At 72.1% G+C, this 21,940-nt stretch carries 15 protein-coding genes; 12 read left to right on the plus strand and 3 right to left on the minus strand.

The genetic code is table 11. From position 1 onward, the window contains the following. Positions 1-108 precede the first annotated feature (108 nt). Genes mreC through rodA form a run of 4 tightly spaced genes read left to right on the plus strand, consistent with a single transcriptional unit; the run spans position 109 to position 5,110 of the window. Entirely contained in the window at positions 109-1,041 is a 933-nt protein-coding gene (gene mreC, locus ADK86_RS16575) for a rod shape-determining protein MreC (protein ID WP_053697274.1), read from the plus strand. Between the two features lie 3 nt (positions 1,042-1,044). Continuing rightward, on the plus strand, positions 1,045-1,767 hold the full coding sequence (mreD, locus tag ADK86_RS16580) for a rod shape-determining protein MreD (RefSeq protein WP_030588847.1): 723 nt from the start codon (positions 1,045-1,047) through the stop codon (positions 1,765-1,767). Beyond that, positions 1,764-3,905: a penicillin-binding protein 2 gene (gene mrdA, locus ADK86_RS16585; protein WP_053697275.1), complete on the plus strand. Its 2,142-nt coding sequence runs from the start codon at positions 1,764-1,766 to the stop codon at positions 3,903-3,905. The genes mreD and mrdA overlap by 4 nt, the downstream gene beginning before the upstream one ends. Further along, a complete protein-coding gene (rodA, locus tag ADK86_RS16590) occupies positions 3,902-5,110 on the plus strand; it encodes a rod shape-determining protein RodA (RefSeq protein ID WP_030588852.1) in 1,209 nt (402 codons plus the stop codon). Before mrdA ends, rodA begins: the two co-directional genes overlap by 4 nt. Positions 5,111-5,143: 33 nt before the next feature. On the opposite strand, the gene ADK86_RS16595 is transcribed toward rodA, so the two are convergent. From ADK86_RS16595 to ADK86_RS16605, 3 genes are all read right to left on the minus strand, one after another. After that, complete coding sequence (locus ADK86_RS16595) at positions 5,144-5,608, minus strand: hypothetical protein (RefSeq protein ID WP_053697276.1); 465 nt, start codon at positions 5,606-5,608, stop codon at positions 5,144-5,146. Between the two features lie 144 nt (positions 5,609-5,752). Beyond that, positions 5,753-7,570 carry a SufS family cysteine desulfurase gene (locus ADK86_RS16600; protein WP_053697277.1) on the minus strand — a complete coding sequence of 606 codons (1,818 nt, stop codon included), beginning with the start codon at positions 7,568-7,570 and terminating at the stop codon, positions 5,753-5,755. Further along, positions 7,557-8,936 (minus strand): family 2B encapsulin nanocompartment shell protein, encoded by a 1,380-nt coding sequence (locus tag ADK86_RS16605; RefSeq protein ID WP_053697278.1) that lies wholly within the window; start codon positions 8,934-8,936, stop codon positions 7,557-7,559. The genes ADK86_RS16600 and ADK86_RS16605 overlap by 14 nt, the downstream gene beginning before the upstream one ends. 297 nt (positions 8,937-9,233) lie before the next feature. Here ADK86_RS16605 and ADK86_RS16610 point away from each other — a divergent pair, with 297 nt between their 5' ends. The 8 genes from ADK86_RS16610 (at position 9,234) to obgE (ending at position 21,931) form a co-directional block, all read left to right on the plus strand. Continuing rightward, positions 9,234-11,024 carry a CYTH and CHAD domain-containing protein gene (locus ADK86_RS16610; protein ID WP_053697279.1) on the plus strand — a complete coding sequence of 597 codons (1,791 nt, stop codon included), beginning with the start codon at positions 9,234-9,236 and terminating at the stop codon, positions 11,022-11,024. A 184-nt stretch (positions 11,025-11,208) separates the two neighbouring features. Next, entirely contained in the window at positions 11,209-13,134 is a 1,926-nt protein-coding gene (locus tag ADK86_RS16615) for a TIGR03960 family B12-binding radical SAM protein (protein WP_030588867.1), read from the plus strand. Between the two features lie 103 nt (positions 13,135-13,237). Further along, positions 13,238-14,452 (plus strand): hypothetical protein, encoded by a 1,215-nt coding sequence (locus ADK86_RS16620; RefSeq protein ID WP_063789015.1) that lies wholly within the window; start codon positions 13,238-13,240, stop codon positions 14,450-14,452. Positions 14,453-14,568: 116 nt separating this feature from the next. Beyond that, positions 14,569-15,312, plus strand: coding sequence for a TIGR03936 family radical SAM-associated protein (locus ADK86_RS16625; RefSeq protein WP_053697280.1), 744 nt, complete (start codon positions 14,569-14,571; stop codon positions 15,310-15,312). Between the two features lie 251 nt (positions 15,313-15,563). Then, the gene (locus ADK86_RS16630; protein WP_053697281.1) at positions 15,564-19,535 is read left to right on the plus strand and encodes an Rne/Rng family ribonuclease; all 3,972 of its coding nucleotides are present in this window, start codon (positions 15,564-15,566) and stop codon (positions 19,533-19,535) included. Between the two features lie 225 nt (positions 19,536-19,760). Then, a complete protein-coding gene (rplU, locus tag ADK86_RS16635; RefSeq protein ID WP_003986727.1) occupies positions 19,761-20,081 on the plus strand; it encodes a 50S ribosomal protein L21 in 321 nt (106 codons plus the stop codon). Between the two features lie 14 nt (positions 20,082-20,095). Then, positions 20,096-20,353, plus strand: a complete 258-nt coding sequence (gene rpmA / locus ADK86_RS16640) for a 50S ribosomal protein L27 (protein WP_003986728.1) — start codon at positions 20,096-20,098, stop codon at positions 20,351-20,353. Positions 20,354-20,494: 141 nt separating this feature from the next. After that, complete coding sequence (gene obgE / locus ADK86_RS16645) at positions 20,495-21,931, plus strand: GTPase ObgE (protein ID WP_053697282.1); 1,437 nt, start codon at positions 20,495-20,497, stop codon at positions 21,929-21,931. Positions 21,932-21,940 lie beyond the last annotated feature (9 nt).

The following is a 21,940-nucleotide window of genomic DNA, read 5'->3' on the forward strand; positions in this document are numbered from 1 at the left end:
ACGCCCCAACAGGCGAGCACTGCGTATAAAGGCACAACGCACTCCCCAGCGCGACCGGCGCGGGCCCGCAGCCGGCCGGTCCTACGAGGAAGGACACGGCCGCCGCACGTGAGGGACACACGAGAGAGCCGGCTGCTGCTGGTGCTGCTGGTCGCCATCGCGTTCGCGCTGATCACGGTGGACATCCGCGGCGGCGAACGGTCCCCGCTCGCCGGTGCCCGGCAGGCCGCCGCGGCGGTCTTCGGGCCGGTCGAGAGCGGCATCGCCACGGTCGTCGACCCGGTGGGCAACGCCGTCGGCGCCGTACGCGACTCCGGCGAGCGGCACACCCGTATCAGCGCCCTGGAGCGGGAGAACGCCGCCCTCAAGGCGAAGCTGGGCTCCTCCGACCGTAACCGCAACCGCGCCGCCGAGCTGGACAAGATGCTCAAGACCGCCGGCACCGGCCAGTACGGCATCAAGGGCGCCCAGGTCATCGCCATCGGCGCGGCGCAGGGCTTCTCCTGGACCGTCACCATCGACGCCGGCTCCCAGGACGGCATCGCCCGCGACATGACGGTCCTCAACGGCGACGGCCTGGTCGGCCGCGTCACCACCGTCGGCCGCACCACCGCCACCGTGCTGCTCGCCAACGACCCCGACTTCACCGTCGGCACCCGCATGGAGAAGACCAACGAAATCGGGTTCGCCACCGGCCAGGGCGGCAACTCGCTGCGCGTGCAGCTGCTGAACGGCAAGGCCGAGGTCAAGAGGGGCGACCGGCTGGTCACCTTCGGCTCCAGCGCCGACAAGCCCTTCGTGCCCGGCGTCCCGGTCGGACAGGTCGTCAGGGTCGACCCGTCCAACGGCGATCTGACCCGCTCCCTCCAGGTCCGCCCGTTCGTCGGCTTCTCCAAGCTGGACATCGTCGGCGTGGTCGTCCAGCCGCCCCGCGAGGACCCGCGCGACACCGTGCTGCCGCCCAAGCCCGCCAAGCCCAAGCCGACGCCGACGGTCACCGTCACGGCCACCCCCACCGCGAGCGCCTCTCCCAGGAGCTGACCGATGCGCATCAAGAGGATCCTGCTCTCGGCCGCGCTGGTCGTCGTGGCGCTGCTGGTCCAGGTCGCCGTACTGGCCCGGCTTCAGCTGCCCGGCGCCGTACCGGACCTGCTGCTCCTGGTCGTCCTCGGCCTCGCGCTGGTCTACGGGCACGTCTCCGGCGCCCTGATCGGCTTCGGCGCCGGCCTGCTCGCCGACCTCGCGCCGCCCTCCGACCACGCCATCGGCCGCTACGCCCTGGTGCTGTGCGTCATCGGGTACGTGGCCGGGCTGACCAAACCGGACAGCGGACAGCACCGTTCGGCGACCATGCCGCTGGTGGTCGTGGTCGGCGCGGCCCTCGGCTCGACCCTGCTGTACGCGGGCGTCGGCTCGCTCGTCGGCGACTCCGCCGCCGCCCGCGTGGGCCTGGGCTGGCTGCTGTTCACCGCCACGCTCTACGACCTGCTGCTCGCCCCGTTCGCCGTACCCGTGGTGATGGCGCTGGCCCGCCGTACCGAACACGACCCGCTGGCCACCGACGCGGCCGGCGGGCCGGGCGGCTCCGGCAAGGGCCGCAAGAGCGCCTACGGCTGGCTCGGCTCCGGCACCGGCCTCAAGGCGAGCCGCTCGATGCGCACCAGCCTCCCGTCCAAGCCGGCCCGCATCGGCGGCCAGCGCGGCGGACTGCTCGGCAGATCGGCCCGTAGCAAGACAGGACGCATCAAGGGGGTCAAACGACTGTGACCAACCTCCCGGAGACCGGCCGCAGCTCACGCGTCACGATCCGGCTGGTCGCCATCCAGATCCTGGTCTTCTCCCTGCTGCTGACCCTCGGCGGCCGGCTGTGGTACCTCCAGATCCGCAACGGCCGGGAGTACGCCGACGAGGCCCGCAACAACCACGTCCAGCAGGTCGTCGAGCCGGCCACCCGCGGCTCCATCCTCGACGCCCGCGGCATCCCGCTCGCCGACAACCAGACCCGTCTGGTCGTCTCCGCCAACCGCACCGACCTGCTGAAGATGAAGGACGACGGCAAGGCCGTGCTCGGCCGGCTCGCCAAGGTCCTCGGCATGTCGGAGCAGGAGATCCGCAACAAGGTCCGGCTGTGCGACGCCAAGACGCCGCAGCCCTGCTGGAACGGCTCGCCCTTCCAGCCCATCCCGATCACCGACGAGGCCACCACCCAGCAGGCTCTCCAGATCCGCGAGCGCTCCGAGGACTTCCCCGGCATCTCCGCCGAGCCCACCGCCGTACGCCGCTACGCCGCGCCCGGCAAGGCCCAGACCGCCCAGGTCCTCGGCTACCTCTCGCCGGTCACCGACGAGGAGATCCAGAAGGCCAAGAACACCCGCTCGCCGCTGCTGCGCTCGGACCAGATCGGCCGCTCCGGGCTGGAGCGCACCTACGACAGCCAGCTGCGCGGCAAGGCCGGGGTGACGCGCTACGAGGTCGACAACCTCGGCCGGGTCATCGGCAAGGCCAAGAGCGACAAGGCGATCCCCGGCTCCAACGTCGTCACGAGCATAGACGCCCGCGTCCAGGCCATAGCGGAACGGGAACTGGAGCAGGCGATGAAGGACGCCCGTAAGGAGCACGACAAGAACACCGGCACCAATTACAAGGCCGACGCGGGCGCCGTGGTCGTCATGGAGAACAAGACCGGCCGGATCGTCTCCATGGCCTCCAACCCGTCCTACGACCCCAACGCCTGGGTCGGCGGCATCTCCGGCAAGGACTACGCCAAGCTGACCGGCAAGGACTCCAACTACCCGCTGCTCAACCGGGCCATCCAGGGCCAGTCGGCGCCCGGCTCGATCTTCAAGGTGATCTCCACCTCGGCCGCGGTCGCCGCCGGGTACGACTTCGACGGCACCTACCCCTGCACCGCCTCGTTCAGCATCGGCAACCAGGTCTTCAAGAACTTCGAGTCCAAGGGCTACGGGCCGATCAACCTCGGCCGCGCGCTGGAGGTCTCCTGCGACACCGTCTTCTACAGCCTCGCCTACCAGCAGTGGCAGAAGGACGGCGGCAACAAGCCGAACAACCCGAAGGACTGGTTCTACAAGACGGCCCATCAGTTCGGCCTCGGCAAGGAGACCGGCATCGACCTGCCCAACGAGGTCACCGGCCGGGTCCCGGACCGCGACTGGAAGAAGCGGTACTGGGAGGCCAACAAGGACAGCTGGTGCAAGCAGGGCAAGTCCGGCGACGACTATGTCTCGAAGATTGCCCGGGAGAACTGCGAGTCCGGCATGAAGATGCGCGCCGGTGACTCGGTGAACTACTCCATCGGGCAGGGCGACACCCAGGTCACCCCGATACAGATGGCGACGATCTACGCGGCGATCGCCAACGGCGGCACGCTCTACAACCCGACCGTGGGCAAGGCGATCGTCAGCCCCGACGGCAAGCGCATCGAGAACATCGCGCCCAAGTCGCACGGGAAGCTGCCGGTGACCGCCAAGACCCTGTCCCAGATCGACGGCGCGCTGGCCGGCGTCGCCACCCGCGGCACCGCCGCCTGGCGCTTCCAGGGCTGGCCGCAGGACAAGATCCCGATGCACGCCAAGACCGGTACGGCCGAGGTCTACGGCAAGCAGACGACGGGCTGGTTCGCCACGTACACCAAGGACTACACGATCGTCATGACCATCTCCCAGGGCGGCACCGGCTCGGGCTCCGCCGGCCCCGCCGTGCGCAAGATCTACAACGCGCTGTACGGGGTGGACGACAAGGGCAAGATCGACGAGTCGAAGGCGCTGCTGCCCAGGCCGCAGACCGGACTGCCCAAGATCCTCGGTGACGGCACGATCCAGGCGCAGCCCATCCAGCCCGTCACCGCACCACAGCAGCCCGCCGCGGCCGGAAGGCGGGGTCAGTGACCAGTTCCCACACCGCGAACGGCTTCACCGTCCGCCGCTACAGCCCCGACCGCGGCGCCTGGGGCAAACTGACGGCACGCGACTCGGTCGTGCGCCGGCTGGACTGGGTCATGCTGCTGTGCAGCCTGGCCCTGTCCCTGATCGGCGCGGTGCTGGTGTTCTCCGCGACCCGCAACCGCACCGAACTCACCCACGGCGACGAGTACGGCTACCTCCTGCGCCACCTGCTGAACACCGGCATCGGACTGGCCCTGGCGGCCGGCGCGATCTGGCTCGGGCACCGCACGCTGCGCGGCGCGGTGCCGATCCTCTACGGCCTCTCGCTGGTGCTGTCGCTGCTCGTCCTCACGCCCCTGGGCGCCACGATCAACGGCTCCCGCTCCTGGCTGGCCATCCCCGGCGGCCTCTCCCTCCAGCCCGCCGAATTCGCCAAGATCACGATCACGCTGGGGATGGCGGTGATCCTCGCGGGCCGGGTCGACGCGGGCGACCGCCCGCACCCCGACCACCGCACCGTCGTCCAGGCTCTGGGCCTGGCCGCCGTCCCGGTCGTCATCATCATGCTGATGCCGGACCTCGGCTCGGTCATGGTCCTCGGCGCGATCATCCTGGGCGTCCTGCTCGCCTCCGGCGCCTCCAACCGGTGGATCCTCGGGCTGCTGGGCGCCGGTGTCATCGGCTGTGTGGCCATCTGGCAGCTGGGCCTGCTGGACGACTACCAGATCGCCCGGTTCGCCGCCTTCGCCAACCCGAGCCTGGACCCGGCGGGCGTCGGCTACAACACCAACCAGGCACGCATCGCCATCGGCGGCGGCGGACTGACCGGCTCCGGCCTCTTCCACGGCAGCCAGACCACCGGCCAGTTCGTGCCCGAGCAGCAGACCGACTTCATCTTCACCGTCGCCGGCGAGGAACTGGGCTTCCTCGGCGCGGGCCTGATCATCGTGCTGCTGGGCGTCGTCCTGTGGCGCGCCTGCCGCATCGCCCGCGAGGCCAGCGAGCTGTACAGCACGATCGTGGCGGCGGGCTTCATCGCCTGGTTCTCGTTCCAGTCGTTCGAGAACATCGGCATGACGCTGGGCATCATGCCCGTCACCGGCCTGCCGCTGCCGTTCGTTTCCTACGGCGGCACGTCCATGTTCGCGGTCTGGATCGCCATAGGGCTGCTGCAATCGATTCACGTACAGCGGCCGGTGTCGGCCTGACGGGTGTACGCCCCCGGGCCGTGGGGGCGTACGTCAGCGGCCGGACGCGGCGCTGTAGGAGCTGTACGCGACGAGGGCGGCGAGCACGGAGGCGCTGGTCACCGTGGCGAGCAGCACCCACAGGGCGATACGTGCCTTCCGCGGCCGATTGCGGGCCTGCCGCGGCGACCGCGCGTACTCCGGCGCGCGGGGCGCCGACGGCTCGGAGCCCATCGCGATGTCGGCCAGCAACCGGCGGCAGGCGGCGGCCAGTTCGCCCGTGCCGCTGTCCAGCCGCATGACGGTCTCCGCCCGCGCGGGCGCGCTCGTACCGCCGTCCAGGATGCGGCCCGCCCGTATGAGCACCTCCCCGCGGGTGCCGGTGACGGACAGACTGATCCACCGCTCGACGTGCTCGCCGCGTATGACCACACCGCCCGTGCGGTCGCGGTAGACCGTGTGCTGCTGCCACAGAACGGCCGCCAACTGCCGTGCGGTGTCCGCCAGATGCGCGAGCATCGTCCCCCCTGCCGGATGTGCGCCAACCGAGGAGGGAACTGTACCGGGAGGCAGTGACAACGAAGGACCGGGGCTGTTGACCACCGCACCGAAGAGGCCGGGGAGCGCCCGCCCCGGTGACTCGGGACGGGCGCTCCGGTCGGGTCACGGCGACTGCTGCAGCCGCAGCAGCGAAGCCACCAGCTGGTCGACCTCCTCGGGGGTGTTGTAGAGGGCCAGGGAGGCGCGGACGGCGCTGTCCAGGCCGTAGTGGGCCAGGGCCGGCTGGGCGCAGTGGTGGCCGGAGCGGACCGCGATGCCGTCCAGGTCCAGGGACTGCGCCACGGCCGTCGGGTCGTGCCCCGCGAGCGTGAACGCCAGCACCGCGATACGGTCCGGGGCATCCCCCAGGACTTCGAGGCCGGGCACCATGGCCAGCGCCTGCCGCGCGTACGCCAGCAGGTCGGCCTCGTACTTGGCGATGGCCCCGTGGTCGAAGGACGACAGCCAGTCGAGGGCGGCGAGCAGCCCGACCACGCCGGAGATATGGCCCGTACCGGCCTCGAAGCGGTGCGGCGCGGGCGCGAACGTCGTCCGGTCGAAGGACACGGACTCGATCATGTTGCCGCCGCCCTGCCACGGCACCATGGCCGCCAGCAGCTCGGGCTTGGCGTACAGCGCCCCGATGCCCGTGGGCGCGAACAGCTTGTGGCCGGAGAAGGCGTAGAAGTCGGCGTCCATGGCCTGTACGTCGACCGGGAAATGGGCCACCGCCTGGGCGCCGTCCACCAGCACCTTGGCGCCGTACCGGTGGGCCAGCGCCGTCATCTCCGCCACCGGGGGAACGGTTCCCAGCACATTGGAGGCATGGCTGACGGCCACCAGCCGGGTACGGGAGGACAGCAGGTCGGCGTAGGCGAACTGGTCGATCTGCCCGTCCGGCAGCAGCGGTACCGGCACCACCCGGGCATGCGTCTCGGCGGCCAGCTGCTGCCACGGAACGATGTCGGAGTGGTGCTCCAGCACGGGGACGAGGATGTCGTCACCCGGACCGATGTTGGCCCGGCCCCAGGTCTCGGCGACCAGGTTGATCGCCTCGGTGGTGCCGCGGACGAAGACGATCTCCTCGGGGGACGGGGCGCCCAGGAAGTCCGCGACGGCGGCCCGGCCCGCCTCGTACAGGGCGGTGGCGTCGCGGGCCATGGTGTGGGCACCGCGGTGGATGTTGGAGTTGGCCGAACCGTAGAAGGCCGCCACCGCCTCGATCACCTGGCGCGGCTTCTGCGTGGTGGCCCCGTTGTCGAGCCAGACGAGCGGCCGGCCGTTGACCAGCCGGTGCAGGATCGGGAAGTCCCGCCGCGCCATCTCGGGGGAGAAGGCGCCGCGTTGGGCCCCGGGGAGGTGGTGGGTGGGGGTGGTTGTGGGGTTGGTGGTGGGGATGGCTGTCGTGGGGTTGGTCGTGGGAGTGGTTGTGGTGGAGGTCTGGGGAGGGGTGGTCGGGACCGCGCTCATGCCCGGGACCGTCTCCATGCCCGGAGCTGTCCCCATGCTCGGGACTGCCTCCAAGCCCGGAACCGCCTCCATGCCCGGGACCGTCCCCACGCCCGGTACGGCGCTTGTATCCGTCAGCGCGCTCGTGCCCGGGACGGGGCTCATACCCGGGACCGCGCCCGCGTCCGGCATCGCACTCGTACCTGGCATCGCACTCGTATCCGGCACCGCATCCGTACCCGTAGCCGCGCTCGGGACCGGCTGCATGCCCGGCAGGCCCGCCATGGCCGCGGCCGGGACGACGGTCGCCCCCGCGCCCGGAGCCGCGCCTGTGCCGGGGGACGGTGCCGTGCTCGCGGCCGTGTCCGTACGGACGGCCGTGTTCGTGCCGGTGGCAGGGGCCGCTGCCGCATCCGCCGCGCCGGTCTTCGCCTCCTTGCCCAGGAGCGCGCTCAGCGGTGCCGCGAGCCCCGTGAACTCAGGAGTAGTCATGGTACTTGGACACCTCGACGTTCTGGAGGACGGCGAGGGCGTCCTCCACCAGGACGGCCGTGTTGAAGTACGCCGTGACCAGGTACGAGGTGATCGCCTTCTGGTCGACGCCCATGTTCCGTACGGACAGGCCCGGTTCCGCCTCGTCCGGTACGGAGGCCGGGCGCAGGCCCACCACGCCCTGCTCGGCCTCGCCCACCCGCATCAGCAGGATCTCGGTCGTGCCCGCGCCGTTGATGTTCACCTTGTCGGACGGCAGCAGCGGCACGCCGCGCCAGGTCAGCAGCGGACTGCCGAACCGGGTGTCGGTCACCGGGGGCACACCCCGGCGGGTACATTCCCGGCCGAACGCGGCGATCGCCCGCGGGTGCGCGACGAAGTACCCGGGCTGCTTCCACACCTTTGCCAGCATCTCGTCCAGGTCGTCCGGCGTCGGCGCGCCGGTGCGCGTCTGCACCCGCATGCCCGGCGCGACCTGGTTGAACAGCCCGAAGTCCGGGTGGTTGAGCATCATCGACTCCTGGCGCTCGCGCAGCGCGTGCACGGTCAGATTGCTCTGCGCCCGGGTCTGGTCGATCGGCTGGTTGTAGAGGTCGGCGACGCGGGTGTGCACGCGCAGCACGGTCTGCGCGAGGCTCATGTGGTACTCGCGCGGCGCGTCCTCGTACTCCACGTACGTACCCGGCAGGTCCGGTTCGCCGACGTGCCCGGCGGCGAGGTCGACCGGCGCCTCGGCGCCCGGCGTCGGCATCTCGCCGGCGCAGTAGGACTCCAGCGTGGTGCGCAGCGACTCGTCGCGGTCGGCCAGTTCCGCCAGCTTGGCGCGGCTGATGCACAGCGCGACGCCGGGGGTCAGCGTGCGCACCTGGTACGGCTGCGACTCGCCCTTGGCCCAGGCTTTCAGGTCGAAGAACTGGCCGTCACCGACGACCTCCAGTAACGCGTCCTCGCCGTACCGCCCGGTCACCCGCTTCTCGGCGCGGCCGCGTACGAGCACCCACAGGCGGTCGGCGTTGTCGCCCTCGGAGCACAGCGTCTGCCCGGCGTGGAAGGTGACCTCGTCGCACGTCTCGGCCAGTTCGCGCAGCTGCCCCTCGTCGGCCTGCCGCAGGAACGGCAGTTCCCGCAGGTCCTCGGGGACGATGCGGTGGCTGTCGCCCTCGGAGAAGGTGCTGATCCGGTCGTCGCCCAGGATGAAGGTACGGCGGCGGTTGACGCGGTAGACGCCGGACTCGACGTCCACCCACGGCAGGGCGCGCAGCAGGTAGCGCGGGGTGATGCCGCGCATCTGCGGCGTGGTCTTGGTGGTGGTGGCGAGCTGCCGTGCCGCATCGGGACCGAGGCTCAAACGGCCATTTGTGGTCATCACGACCTCCTCGTGAAAAGGCGCGCGGGCAGGCGGCGACCCTCGTGGCCGCCGCGGTCCGCACGGTATGGAGGGGACCGATCGTCCGAGCGGCAACTGCCGACGGCAAGACGGCGTATTTCCGCAACAGGCCGGAAAGGAGCTATCCGGCATTCGAAGGTGTTCGTGCAGAGATGAACTGTTTTTGTCACGTGTGCCGTGTGGCCAGCCCGGAATCCGTCCGCCGGGCCGAACGGCGCCGCACGAACGTCCGATCGGGGACTGCCTCGGCGCCCTACACGCGGCTAGATTCGATCCATGGCGGACACCGTGCGGGAAATCGAGCGGAAGTACGAAGCCGACGGCAGCACCGAACTGCCCGACCTGACCGGCGTCGCCGGGGTCGCGGCCCTCGCGGACCAGGGCACCGTCGTCCTGTCCGCCACCTACTACGACACCCCCGACCAGCGGCTCGCGGCCGACGGCATCACGCTGCGGCGGCGCACCGGCGGCGGCGACGCGGGCTGGCACCTCAAGCTCCCGGTGGCCCCCGGCGTACGGGACGAGGTGCGGATGCCCCTGGCCGAGCGGCTGCCGCGCAAGCTCGCCGCCCTCGTACGCTCACGGGTGCGCAGCGCGCCCCTGACGCCGGTCGCGCACCTGCGGACCCGGCGCACGCTGTGGGTGCTGGAGACCGCCGGCGGCGAACCGCTCGCGGAGGTCGCGGTGGACGACGTGGTGGCGCACCGCCTGGGCGACGGGGTGAGCCCGTACGGGACGGGCGAGGCGACATGCGCCGCGGATGTGGCGTACGAGATCCACGGCGATGCGGCTGATGTGGCCGACGCGGATGGGGCGGAAGAGGCGGAGCGGCGGCCGGCGCAGCCGGACCGGGTGACCACCGGGGTCCGCTGGCGCGAGATCGAAGTGGAGCTGGTGGCGAACGGCGACGCCGGGCTCCTGGACGCGGTGGACGAGGTCTTCGCGGCCGCGGGAATCCGCCCGGCCGGTTCGGCGTCCAAGCTGGCCCGCGCGCTGGCCGAGACGACGGACGCTGGCCGTACGACGGACGCCAAGACCATCAAGAAGACCGACGGAGCCGCCAAGAAGCCCACCAGGACCAACGCCAAGACCGCCGAACAACACCCCAAGAAGCCCAAGGCATCCGAGCAATCCAAGAAAGCCAAGCAATCCAAGAAACCCAAGACCGCACCCCCGACCCCCCGCACCGCCGGCGACGCCGTCCTCGCGTACATCCGCGAGCAGGTACGCACCCTCGTAGAGCTGGACCCCGCCGTCCGCCGCGACCTGCCCGACTCGGTGCACCAGATGCGCGTCGCCACCCGCCGCCTGCGCAGCGCCTTCCGCTCGTACAGCACGGTGCTGGACCGGTCCGTGACCGACCCGATCGGCGATGAACTCAAGTGGCTGGCAGGCGAGTTGGGCGTGGACCGGGACCGTGAGGTGCTGGCGGCGCGGCTGCGTGCCGGGCTGGCGGACCTGCCCCGCGAGCTGCGGCTCGGACCGGTGGCCGCACGGCTGCGCCTGTGGTCGCAGCGCCGCCGCCTCGGCTCGCGGCAGACCCTGCTCGCGGTCCTGGACGGCGCGCGGCACCTGACGCTGCTGGAGAGCCTGCACGCGCTTCTCGCGGACCCTCCGCTGCGCCCGGCCGCGGCCCGCCCGCCGGCGCGCCCCATGGGCAAGGCCGTGCTCAAGGACTACCGGCGGCTCGCCGGGCGCGTGGCGGACGCGCTGGCGGCACCGGCCGGGCCGGAGCGCGACGAGGCGCTGCACAGCGCCCGCAAGGCGGCCAAGCGCGTGCGGTACGCGGCGGAGGCGGCCGGGCCGGCGCTGGGCGGCCCGGCGAAGAAGTTCGCCAAGCGCATGAAGCGGGTGCAGCAGCTGCTCGGCGACCACCAGGACAGCGTGCTGGCCCGTGAGGCGCTGCGCGACCTCGCCGTACAGGCGCACGGCGCGGGCGAGGGCGGCTTCAGCTTCGGGCTGCTGTACGGACGGGAGGAAGCGGCGGCGGCCGCCCGGGAGCGCGAGCTGCCCGAGGTGTGGCGGAAGGCGTCGAGGCCGGGGCTGCGCAGGAAGCTGGGCGGGTGACGGGGGCGGGGTGACCGGTTGCGGTGTGGGCGACGCGGGCCCGGCCGCCCGCACCGTGACCCACCGCAGCCATGCCGTAACCGCCCGCCCACCACCGATGCCGCCCCCATGCGGCCCGTCAACGGCATCCCGTTCCCGAGGTACGCTGGATGGTCACCCCTGCCAGCTCATGAAAGACGCCGCGATGCCTGTCGAGACGGTCTTCCCGCGCCTGGAAGCGCTTCTCCCGCATGTCCAGAAGCCCATCCAGTACGTCGGTGGCGAGCTCAACTCCACCGTCAAAGACTGGGATGCCTGCGATGTGCGCTGGGCGCTGATGTACCCGGACGCCTACGAGGTCGGGCTGCCCAACCAGGGCGTCATGATCCTCTACGAGGTCCTCAACGAGCGTGAGGGCATCCTGGCCGAGCGCACCTACAGCGTGTGGCCGGACCTCGAAGCGCTGATGCGCGAGCACGACGTGCCGCAGTTCACCGTCGACGCCCACCGCCCGGTGAGCGCCTTCGACGTGCTCGGCGTCTCCTTCTCCACCGAGCTGGGCTACACCAACCTGCTCACCGCCCTGGACCTCTCGGGCATCCCGATCGAGGCCAAGGACCGTACGGACGAGCACCCGCTGATCCTCGCGGGCGGCCACGCGGCCTTCAACCCGGAGCCGATCGCCGACTTCCTGGACTGCGCGGTCGTCGGCGACGGCGAGCAGGCCGTCCTGGAGATCAGCGACATCATCCGCGCCTGGAAGGCCGAGGGCCGTCCGGGCGGGCGCGACGAGCTGCTGTTCCGCCTCGCGAAGACCGGCAGCGTGTACGTCCCGAAGTTCTACGACGTGGAGTACCTGCCCGACGGGCGCATCTCGCGCGTCGTGCCCAACCGCTCCGGCGTCCCGTGGCGGGTGTCCAAGCACACTGTCATGGACCTGGACGAGTGGCCCTACCCGAAGCAGCCCCTCGTCCCCCTGGCCGAGACCGTCCACGAACGGATGTCGGTCGAGATCTTCCGTGGCTGCACCCGCGGCTGCCGTTTCTGCCAGGCCGGCATGATCACGCGCCCCGTGCGGGAGCGAAGCATCACCGGCATCGGCGAGATGGTGGACAAGGGGCTGAAGGCCACGGGATTCGAGGAGGTCGGCCTGCTGTCGCTGTCCTCCGCGGACCACACCGAGATCGGCGACATCGCCAAGGGCCTCGCCGACCGGTACGAGGAAGACAAGATCGGCCTGTCGCTGCCGTCGACCCGCGTCGACGCCTTCAACGTCGATCTTGCCAATGAGCTGACGCGCAACGGCCGACGCTCGGGACTGACCTTCGCGCCCGAGGGCGGCAGCGAGCGGATGCGCAAGGTCATCAACAAGATGGTCTCCGAAGAGGACCTGATCCGCACCGTCGCCACCGCCTACGGCAACGGCTGGCGGCAGGTGAAGCTGTACTTCATGTGCGGCCTGCCCACCGAGACCGACGAGGACGTCCTCCAGATCGGCGACATGGCGGTCAACGTGATCGCCAAGGGCCGCGAGGTCGCCAAGTCCAACGACATCCGCTGCACCGTCTCCATCGGCGGCTTCGTGCCCAAGCCGCACACGCCGTTCCAGTGGGCGCCGCAGCTGTCCGCCGAGGAGACCGACGCGCGCCTGGAGAAGCTGCGCGACAAGATCCGCGGTGACAAGAAGTACGGCCGCTCCATCGGCTTCCGCTACCACGACGGCAAGCCCGGCATCGTCGAGGGCCTGCTCTCCCGCGGCGACCGCCGCGTCGGCGCCGTCATCCGCGCCGTCTACGAGGACGGCGGCCGCTTCGACGGCTGGCGCGAACACTTCTCGTACGACCGCTGGATGCTCGCCGCCGAGAAGACCCTGCCCGAGTACGGCGTGGACGTCGCCTGGTACACCACCCGCGAACGCACCTACGAGGAGGTCCTCCCCTGGGACCACCTCGATTCCGGCCTGGACAAGGACTGGCTCTGGGAGGACTGGCAGGACGCCCTCGACGAGACCGAGGTCGAGGACTGCCGGTGGACGCCTTGCTTCGATTGCGGGGTGTGTCCGCAGATGGACACGGAGATCCAGATCGGCCCGACCGGCAAGAAGCTGCTGCCGCTGACCGTCGTCAAGTAAGCGTTCCAGGTACGTGCCCCGGCCCGGCCCCGCGTGATGCGGGAGCCGGGCCGCGGCATGTACGCGACAGTGCCCATATCGGGTGCGAGGGGGAGAAAGCCGTATGGAGCCCACGGGTGGGCCGTCGCTGTCCAAAGAGCATGAACGGGACCGGGCGCCTGTACGGGAGCGGGCGCCCGCGCCCTACGAGCCGGGGGAGGGGTGTCTGACCCGGCTGGTTCGGGTGCCGGTTCGGGTTGTGGTGCTGGTGCTTGTGGTGCCGGTGCGTTTGGTGTGGGATTTGGTGGTCGCTGGTGCTCGGGGGCTTGAGCGGGGGGTTCTGCGGCCTGTTGGGCGGGGGCTTGCCTGGTTGGGGCGGGTTCTTGTTGTTGCGCCGCTGACCTGGGTGTATCGGTGGATTCTGACTCCGGTGGGGCATGGCATCGCCTGGACTGTGCGGGCCTTCGGGGTGGCGCTGGGCTGGGTGGGGAAAGCGTTCTTCTACTGGCCGTGGGTTGGGTTGTGGCGGTATGTACTGGTGCCGGTCGGTACGGCCGTCGGTGTGGCCGTGGCCTGGCTGGGGCACCACCTGGTCGTGGTGCCGGCGCTCTGGTTCTACCGCCGGGTGCTGACGCCGGTCGGGCACGCCGTCCTGTGGGTGTTCCGGAGGCTGGGCGCGGGCTTCGCCTGGCTCGGTCTTCATCTGGTCGTGCTTCCCGCCCGGTGGTGCTACCGCCGGGTGCTGACGCCGGTCGGGCACGGCATCGCCTGGGTGGTCCGCGGCATCGGCGCCGCCGTCGCCGCACTCGTACGGTGGACGGTCGTCGTGCCGGCCGTCGCGGTGTGGCGGTACGTCCTGGCCCCGGTGGGCCGGGCGGTCGGGACGGCCGTCACCGTGGTGGCGCGCGAGACCGGAGCCGCCTTTGGACACGCCTGGCGGGTGGCCGGGTACGTCTCCCGGGCCGTCGGCCGGTTCCTCGCGACACTCCTGCGGTGGGTCTTCGTCGAGCCGTTCCGGTGGGTCTACCGCGCCGTCCTCACCCCGGTCGGCCACGCCGTACGGGACGTGCTGTGGCGCCCGGTGCGCAACGCGGCACGGGCGGCGGGCCGGTCCGTACGCCGTGCGCTGGGCGCCGCGCGGGAGTCCGTACGCCGGACCCGTGCCGAGATCCGGCGGGCCGTGTTCGGGGGTTCCGGGGTGCCGGAGCGGCCGGAGCCGGGCGCCGTGCCCGAGCCCCGGCGGGAACAGTCGGTACCGGTGGCACGTACTCTAGGTAAGACGTCCGGGCGCGACGTGTCCCCGCCCACGCGGGGGCCCGGACTGGGCGACGCTGGGTAGGCGTCATCCGGGACCGTCCCCGCCCCACGCGGGGGTGACGTCCAGTAGCGCCCTCACACCAAGGAGAAGTAACACTGGGCAAGCGACAGCCCGAAGGCCCGCCGCCCGCACCGGCGGTGCAGCGCATCCGACTGCGCTACACCAAGCGCGGCCGCCTCCGGTTCACCAGCCACCGCGACTTCCAGCGCGCTTTCGAGCGGGCGCTGCGCCGCGCCGAGGTCCCCATGGCGTATTCGGCGGGCTTCACCCCGCACCCCAAGGTGTCGTACGCCAACGCCGCGCCGACCGGTACCGGCAGCGAGGCCGAGTACCTGGAGATCCAGCTCGCCGAGCGCCGTGACCCGGACATGCTCCGCACCCTGCTGGACGAGTCGCTGCCGGCGGGCCTGGACATCACCGACGCGGTCGAGGCCCGTACGTCCGGGCTCGCCGACCGGCTCCAGGCGTCGGTGTGGGAGCTGCGCCTCGACGGCGTCGCTCCCGCCGCCGCGGCGCGCGCCGTCGAGACCTTCCTCGCCGCCGAAGAAGTGCAGGTCGAACGCCGTACGAAGAACGGCATGCGGACCTTCGACGCGCGGGCCGCGGTGGCCCGCCTCGAAGCCGCGGCGCCCGAGGGCGATAGGCCGGGTGGCGATGCCTGTGCGATACTGCGGCTGGTTGTTCGGCATGCGACACCTGCCGTACGACCCGACGACGTCCTGTCCGGCCTCCGAGCTACGGCCGACCTGGCGCCGCCGGTCCCCGCTGCGGTGACCAGGCTGGCGCAGGGGCTGCTCGATGAGGAGACCGGCGCGGTGACCGACCCGCTCGCGCCCGACCGCGACGCTGCCGAGGCCGACACAACGACGGCCGCCGGCTGAGTGCCGCGAGGCGCCGGACGGTCCTGTAGCAGGGCCGCCGTCGTCGCGTCGCCGATCAACCAGGGAGCCACCCCGGTCCGGCAGACGCACTGACCAGCAGACTTTCGCCGGTCCCCGCCAGACGGGCCCGGCGAGCGAGACGACAGCTCCCGTGCGGCGCCCGCGCCCCGGAGGGCGGCACCGCGCACATCACGCGGGCCGCGTCCGGAACCAGGCGCGGCGCCCGGGAGCGTGACGGGAGAACCGCCCGCATGCTCGAACCCATTGAGCCCAACGAATCCAGCGGTCCTGCGGAACAGCATTCCGAGGGCAGCACCCCCAGCGACACGCTGCCGCCGCGCCGCCGGCGCCGCGCCGCCTCCCGGCCGGCCGGCCCGCCCACGGCGGCGAGCACGCCCGCCGAGGCCCCGGTGGTCGCGGAGAGCGGCACGGCCGCGAGCTCCGCACAGGACGACACGAGCGCCGCCTCGACGGTCGTCTCCGGCGATGACGCCAAGCCCGCCCGTACGCGCCGCCGTGCGACCCGTAAGGCCACCGCCCCCGCGGGCTCCCCGCAGGTGAGCGAGGCCGCGGAGAGCGCGCCCGAGGCCCCGGCCGCGCAGCCGGAGCAGCCCGCCGCCGAGGACGAGGCGCCGCGCGCCCGGCCCCGCCGCCGTGCCACCCGCCGCGCCTCCGCGCCGGCTGGTTCGCCCGCGGCCGAGGCCCCTGAGGCCGCCGCCGCGCCGCAGGCCGACGAGGACACCGCGCCCGCCGCCGAGGAGCAGGCCGCCGAGGCTCCGGCCGCCGCCCCCGCCGAGGAGACCAAGCCCGCCCGTACGCGCCGCCGTGCGACCCGTAAGGCCACCGCCCCGGCCGGTCCGCCGCAGGGCGCCGCCGAGCCGCAGAGCGCCGAGCCCGCGAGCACGGACGCCGTGGCGCAGGCCGAGGACGAGGAAGAGGCCGAGGAGGCCGCCGAGGCCGCCGCGCCTGCGGAGGCCCCGGCCGCCGCCCCCGTCGAGGACACCAAGCCCGCCCGTACGCGCCGCCGTGCGACCCGTAAGGCCACCGCCCCCGCGGGCTCCCCGCAGGCCGCCGACGCCGTGGAGAGCGCCCCGGCCGCCGAGCCCGCCGCGACGGAGGCCCCGGCCGCCGAGCAGGCCGCCGAGGCGCCCCGCCGCCGTTCGCGCCGCCGCGCGGAGCGCGCGTCCGAGGCCCCGGCCGCCAAGCAGGAGCGGCCCGCCGCCGAGGAGTCGCGCGCCGAGGCCGAGGCCGCGCCGGAGGAGCCCGTACGCGGCAGCCGCCGCCGTGAGCGGCGCGCGCCGACGGCCGTGTTCCAGGCGCCGGTCTTCACCGAGCCGATGTTCCAGACCCCGGAGACCGCCGCGGCCGCCGCCGCAGCCGCCGCCGAGCAGGCCGAGCCCGCCGCCGAGGAGGAGGAGCAGCCCGCGACCGGCAACCGCCGCCGTCGCCGCCGGGGCGCTGCCGCCGAGGCCGAGCAGCAGGTTGCCGAGCAGGCGCCCGTCCAGGACACCGAAGAAATCGACGAGGCCGAGGACGACTCCGACGACGAGCAGGCCGAGGCCGCGCAGGGCGACGACGAGTCGGGCGACCGCCCCTCCCGCCGTCGTCGTCGCGGTGGCCGCCGCCGTCGCCGTGGCGAGGCCGCCGACGGCACCGACGAGCAGACCGGCGAGGGCCGCCAGGCCGACGCCGGGCAGCAGGCCGCGGAGGAGGAGCCGGCCGAGCAGGCCGCGCCCGCCGCCGAGGAGGACGAGCAGTCGGGCGCCGGTTCCAGCAGCAGCCGCCGGCGCCGTCGCCGCCGCCGTCGCAGCGGTGACCTCGGTGACGGGGACGCCGCCCACCAGGGCGACGACCCGGAGCGTACGGTCGTCAAGGTCCGCGAGCCGCGCAAGAAGGACGAGCCGTCCGACGAGGTCCAGTCCATCAAGGGCTCGACGCGTCTGGAGGCCAAGAAGCAGCGCCGCCGCGAGGGCCGCGAGCAGGGCCGCCGCCGGGTGCCGATCATCACCGAGGCGGAGTTCCTGGCGCGCCGCGAGGCCGTCGAGCGCGTGATGGTCGTCCGCCAGAGCGGCGAGCGCACCCAGATCGGCGTCCTTGAGGACAACGTGCTCGTGGAGCACTTCGTCAACAAGGAGCAGTCGACGTCGTACGTCGGCAACGTCTACCTCGGCAAGGTGCAGAACGTCCTGCCGTCGATGGAGGCCGCCTTCGTCGACATCGGCAAGGGCCGCAACGCCGTGCTGTACGCGGGCGAGGTCAACTTCGAGGCGCTCGGCATGGCCAACGGGCCGCGCCGCATCGAGACCGCGCTGAAGTCCGGGCAGTCCGTGCTGGTGCAGGTCACCAAGGACCCGATCGGCCACAAGGGCGCCCGGCTGACCAGCCAGGTCTCGCTGCCCGGCCGCTACCTGGTCTATGTGCCCGAGGGCTCGATGACCGGCATCAGCCGCAAGCTGCCGGACACCGAGCGGGCGCGCCTGAAGCAGATCCTGAAGAAGATCGTTCCCGAGGACGCGGGCGTCATCGTCCGCACCGCCGCGGAGGGCGCCAGCGAGGACGAGCTGCGCCGCGACGTGGAGCGCCTCCAGGCGCAGTGGGAGGACATCCAGAAGAAGGCCAAGGCGGGCTCCACCAGCTCGCCGAGCCTGCTGTACGGCGAGCCCGACATGACCGTCCGGGTCGTCCGCGACATCTTCAACGAGGACTTCTCCAAGGTCATCGTCAGCGGTGACGAGGCGTGGCAGACCATCCACGGCTATGTCTCGCACGTCGCCCCGGACCTGGTCGACCGCCTCCAGAAGTGGACCTCGGACGTCGACGTCTTCGCGACGTACCGCATCGACGAGCAGCTGATGAAGGCGCTGGACCGCAAGGTCTGGCTGCCCTCCGGCGGCTCGCTGGTGATCGACAAGACCGAGGCCATGGTCGTCATCGACGTGAACACCGGAAAGTTCACCGGTCAGGGCGGCAACCTCGAAGAGACCGTGACCAGGAACAACCTGGAGGCGGCCGAGGAGATCGTGCGCCAGCTGCGGCTGCGCGACCTCGGCGGCATCGTCGTCATCGACTTCATCGACATGGTGCTGGAGTCCAACCGCGACCTGGTGCTGCGGCGGATGCTGGAGTGCCTGGGCCGCGACCGTACGAAGCACCAGGTCGCCGAGGTGACCTCGCTGGGCCTGGTCCAGATGACCCGCAAGCGGGTCGGCCAGGGCCTGCTGGAGTCCTTCTCCGAGCCGTGCGTGCACTGCAACGGCCGCGGTGTCATCGTCCACATGGACCAGCCGTCCTCGGCCGGTGGCGGCGGTGGCGGCAAGCGCAAGAAGAAGGGCAAGTCGGGCGGGTCCGGCCAGGACCACCAGCACCACGACCACCAGCACCAGGACGAGCAGCCCGAGGCGGAGGCCGCACGGGCCGACGAGCACCCGGAGCTGGAGCCGGTCGCGGTGACCGAGGCGGAGCTGCGGCCCGCGGTGGACGGCACCGACGAGTGGTTCGGCAGCCCGGCCGAGGCCGAGGCGGCAGCCGGTGTACGCGGCCGGGGCCGCCGTCGCGCGAGCCGCAAGGCGACCGCTCCGGCGGGCGCGCCCAAGGCGTCCGAGGCCGCCGCGATCGTGCTGGAGACCGAGCCCGCACCGGCTCCGGCCCCCGAGCCGGAGCCGGAGCCCGTCGCGGAGGCGCCCGCCGCGGAGCCCGCGCCGGCCAGGCCGCGCCGCCGGGCCACCCGTAAGGCGTCCGCTCCGGCGGGCTCGCCGAAGGTCTCCGGGACCGTCGAGGATGCCGCGCAGGCCGCCGAGGTGAGCGCCCCGGCGGCGGAGCCCGCGCCCGCGCCCGAGCCGGTCGCGGAGCCGGAGGCCGAGCCGGCTGCCGAGGCCGCCGCCGACAGTGCCGTACGTACGGACGAGGCCGTGAGCCCGGACGCGGCGGCGCCCGCCGAGGAGGCCCCTGAGGAGGCCGCCGAGGAGGCGCCCGCCAAGAAGACCGCGGCGAAGAAGACGGCTGCCAAGAAGGCCACCGCCAAGAAGACGGCGGCCAAGAAGGCGACCACGGCCAAGAAGACGGCGGCGAAGAAGACCACCACCGCCAAGAAGGCCACCGCCAAGAAGGCGGCCACCAAGAAGACCACCGCGAAGAAGACCACGACGAAGAAGGCGGCGGCCAAGAAGACCGCTGCCGCCGAGCAGGCCCCGGCCGCGTCGGTGTCGGCTTCGACGGAGGACTGAGCAGGACCGCGCCCCGGGCCGTACGCGGCCCGGGGCCGGTTTGACCCCCCGGTCGAGGTTCCGTAACCTTGACCGTCGGCGTCTGTAGTACGCCAAACCTCTGAGCACACACCTCCCGGTCCGCCGGGGGAGGCCGCTCGTCCGATCCGGATTCCACGGGATCGTCACGAACCCGTGTGAGCGGCTGGCATCAGTGGGCCCGTATCGAGTGAGAGAGAGTTCCGCGTGTACGCCATCGTGCGCACCGGCGCCCGTCAGCAGAAGGTTGCTGTTGGCGACGTCATCGAAGTTGACCGCATGTCCGACAGCAAGGCGGGCGACACCGTCGAGCTCTCGACGCTGCTCGTCGTCGACGGCGAGTCGGTCACCAGCGACCCGTGGGTGCTGGCCGGCGTGAAGGTCCAGGCCGAGGTCGTGGACCACCACAAGGGCGACAAGATCCGCATCCAGAAGTACAAGAACAAGACCGGTTACAAGAAGCGGATCGGCCACCGCCAGCTGCACACCGCGCTGAAGATCACCGGCATCGACGCTCCGGCGAAGTAAGGGACTGAGGAGACATGGCACACAAGAAGGGCGCATCGTCCACTCGGAACGGTCGCGATTCCAATGCTCAGCGGCTCGGCGTGAAGCGCTTCGGCGGTCAGGCCGTCCTCGCCGGTGAGATCCTGGTCCGCCAGCGCGGCACCCACTTCCACCCGGGCACCGGCGTCGGCCGCGGCGGCGACGACACCCTGTTCGCCCTGGCCTCCGGTGCGGTGCAGTTCGGCACCCACCGTGGCCGCAAGGTCGTGAACATCGTCCCGATCGCCGAGTGACCCACCACTTCGGCATCGGGCGATAGCTCAGCAGCACCACTCCGAGGGCGGACCGCCTTACCCCGCAGCAGCGCGGGAAGGCCGGTCCGCCCTTGGCGTGTTAGTACAGAGACATTCCCGTCGTACCTGGAGGCACGCACCATGACCACCTTCGTGGACCGCGTCGAGCTGCACGTCGCCGCGGGTAACGGAGGCCACGGCGTGGCCTCCGTGATGCGCGAGAAGTTCAAGCCGCTCGGCGGCCCCGACGGCGGCAACGGCGGCCGCGGCGGCGACGTGATCCTGGTCGTCGACCAGGACGTCACCACGCTCCTCGACTACCACCACCACCCGCACCGCAAGGCCACCAACGGCCAGCCGGGCGCCGGCGACCACCGCGCCGGCAAGAACGGCCAGGACCTGGTCCTGCCGGTCCCGGACGGCACCGTCGTCCTCGACCGGAAGGGCAATGTGCTCGCCGACATGGTCGGCCAGGGCACCACCTTCATCGCGGCCCAGGGCGGGCGCGGCGGCCTCGGCAACGCGGCCCTGGCCTCCGCCCGCCGCAAGGCCCCCGGCTTCGCGCTGCTCGGCGAGCCCGGCGACGCCCGCGACATCGTGCTGGAGCTCAAGACCGTCGCGGACGTCGCGCTGGTCGGCTACCCGAGCGCCGGCAAGTCCTCGCTGATCTCGGTGCTCTCGGCCGCCAAGCCGAAGATCGCCGACTACCCGTTCACCACCCTGGTGCCCAACCTCGGCGTGGTCACGGCCGGCTCCACCGTGTACACCATCGCGGACGTGCCGGGCCTGATCCCCGGCGCCAGCCAGGGCAAGGGCCTGGGCCTGGAGTTCCTGCGGCACGTCGAGCGCTGCGAGGTGCTGGTGCACGTACTGGACACCGCCACCCTGGAGTCCGACCGCGACCCGGTCTCCGACCTGGACGTCATCGAGGCGGAGCTGGCGCAGTACGGCGGCCTGGACAACCGGCCGCGGGTGGTCGTCCTCAACAAGATCGACATCCCGGACGGGCAGGACCTCGCCGACATGATCCGCCCCGACCTGGAGGAGCGCGGCTACCGCGTCTTCGAGGTCTCGGCCGTCGCGCGCACCGGCCTCAAGGAGCTGTCGTACGCGCTGGCCGACATCGTGGCCAAGGCCCGCGCCGCCAAGCCCGTACAGGAAGCCACCCGTATCGTCATCCGCCCGAAGGCCGTGGACGACACGGGCTTCACGGTCACGCCGGAGGGCGAGGGCTTCTTCCGTGTACGGGGCGAGAAGCCGGAGCGCTGGGTCCGCCAGACCGACTTCAACAACGACGAGGCCGTCGGCTACCTCGCCGACCGCCTCAACCGCCTCGGCGTCGAGGACGAGCTGCGCAAGGTCGGCGCGCACGCCGGCGACGGCATCGCGATCGGCCCCGAGGACAACGCGGTCGTCTTCGACTGGGAGCCGATGATGGCGGCGGGCGCCGAGATGCTCGGCCGCCGCGGCGAGGACCACCGCATGGAGGCGCCCCGCCCGGCCGTGCAGCGCCGCCGCGACCGCGAGGCGGCGCGGGACGAGGCCGAGCAGGAGTACGAGGGCTTCCGGCCCTTCTGACGGACGCAA

This window comes from Streptomyces sp. NRRL F-5755, assembly GCF_001279365.1.
Classification (GTDB): Bacteria; Actinomycetota; Actinomycetes; order Streptomycetales; family Streptomycetaceae; genus Streptomyces; species Streptomyces rimosus.

What these genes read in the sequence shown, in the direction of transcription:
- mreD (WP_030588847.1), top strand. Translation starts at nt 1,045, where the DNA reads ATGCGCATCAAGAGGATCCTGCTCTCGGCCGCGCTGGTCGTCGTGGCG.
- ADK86_RS16595 (WP_053697276.1), bottom strand. Translation starts at nt 5,608, where the DNA reads ATGCTCGCGCATCTGGCGGACACCGCACGGCAGTTGGCGGCCGTTCTG.
- ADK86_RS16600 (WP_053697277.1), bottom strand. Translation starts at nt 7,570, where the DNA reads ATGACTACTCCTGAGTTCACGGGGCTCGCGGCACCGCTGAGCGCGCTC.
- ADK86_RS16605 (WP_053697278.1), bottom strand. Translation starts at nt 8,936, where the DNA reads ATGACCACAAATGGCCGTTTGAGCCTCGGTCCCGATGCGGCACGGCAG.
- ADK86_RS16610 (WP_053697279.1), top strand. Translation starts at nt 9,234, where the DNA reads ATGGCGGACACCGTGCGGGAAATCGAGCGGAAGTACGAAGCCGACGGC.
- ADK86_RS16615 (WP_030588867.1), top strand. Translation starts at nt 11,209, where the DNA reads ATGCCTGTCGAGACGGTCTTCCCGCGCCTGGAAGCGCTTCTCCCGCAT.
- ADK86_RS16620 (WP_063789015.1), top strand. Translation starts at nt 13,238, where the DNA reads ATGGAGCCCACGGGTGGGCCGTCGCTGTCCAAAGAGCATGAACGGGAC.
- ADK86_RS16630 (WP_053697281.1), top strand. Translation starts at nt 15,564, where the DNA reads ATGCTCGAACCCATTGAGCCCAACGAATCCAGCGGTCCTGCGGAACAG.
- rpmA (WP_003986728.1), top strand. Translation starts at nt 20,096, where the DNA reads ATGGCACACAAGAAGGGCGCATCGTCCACTCGGAACGGTCGCGATTCC.
- obgE (WP_053697282.1), top strand. Translation starts at nt 20,495, where the DNA reads ATGACCACCTTCGTGGACCGCGTCGAGCTGCACGTCGCCGCGGGTAAC.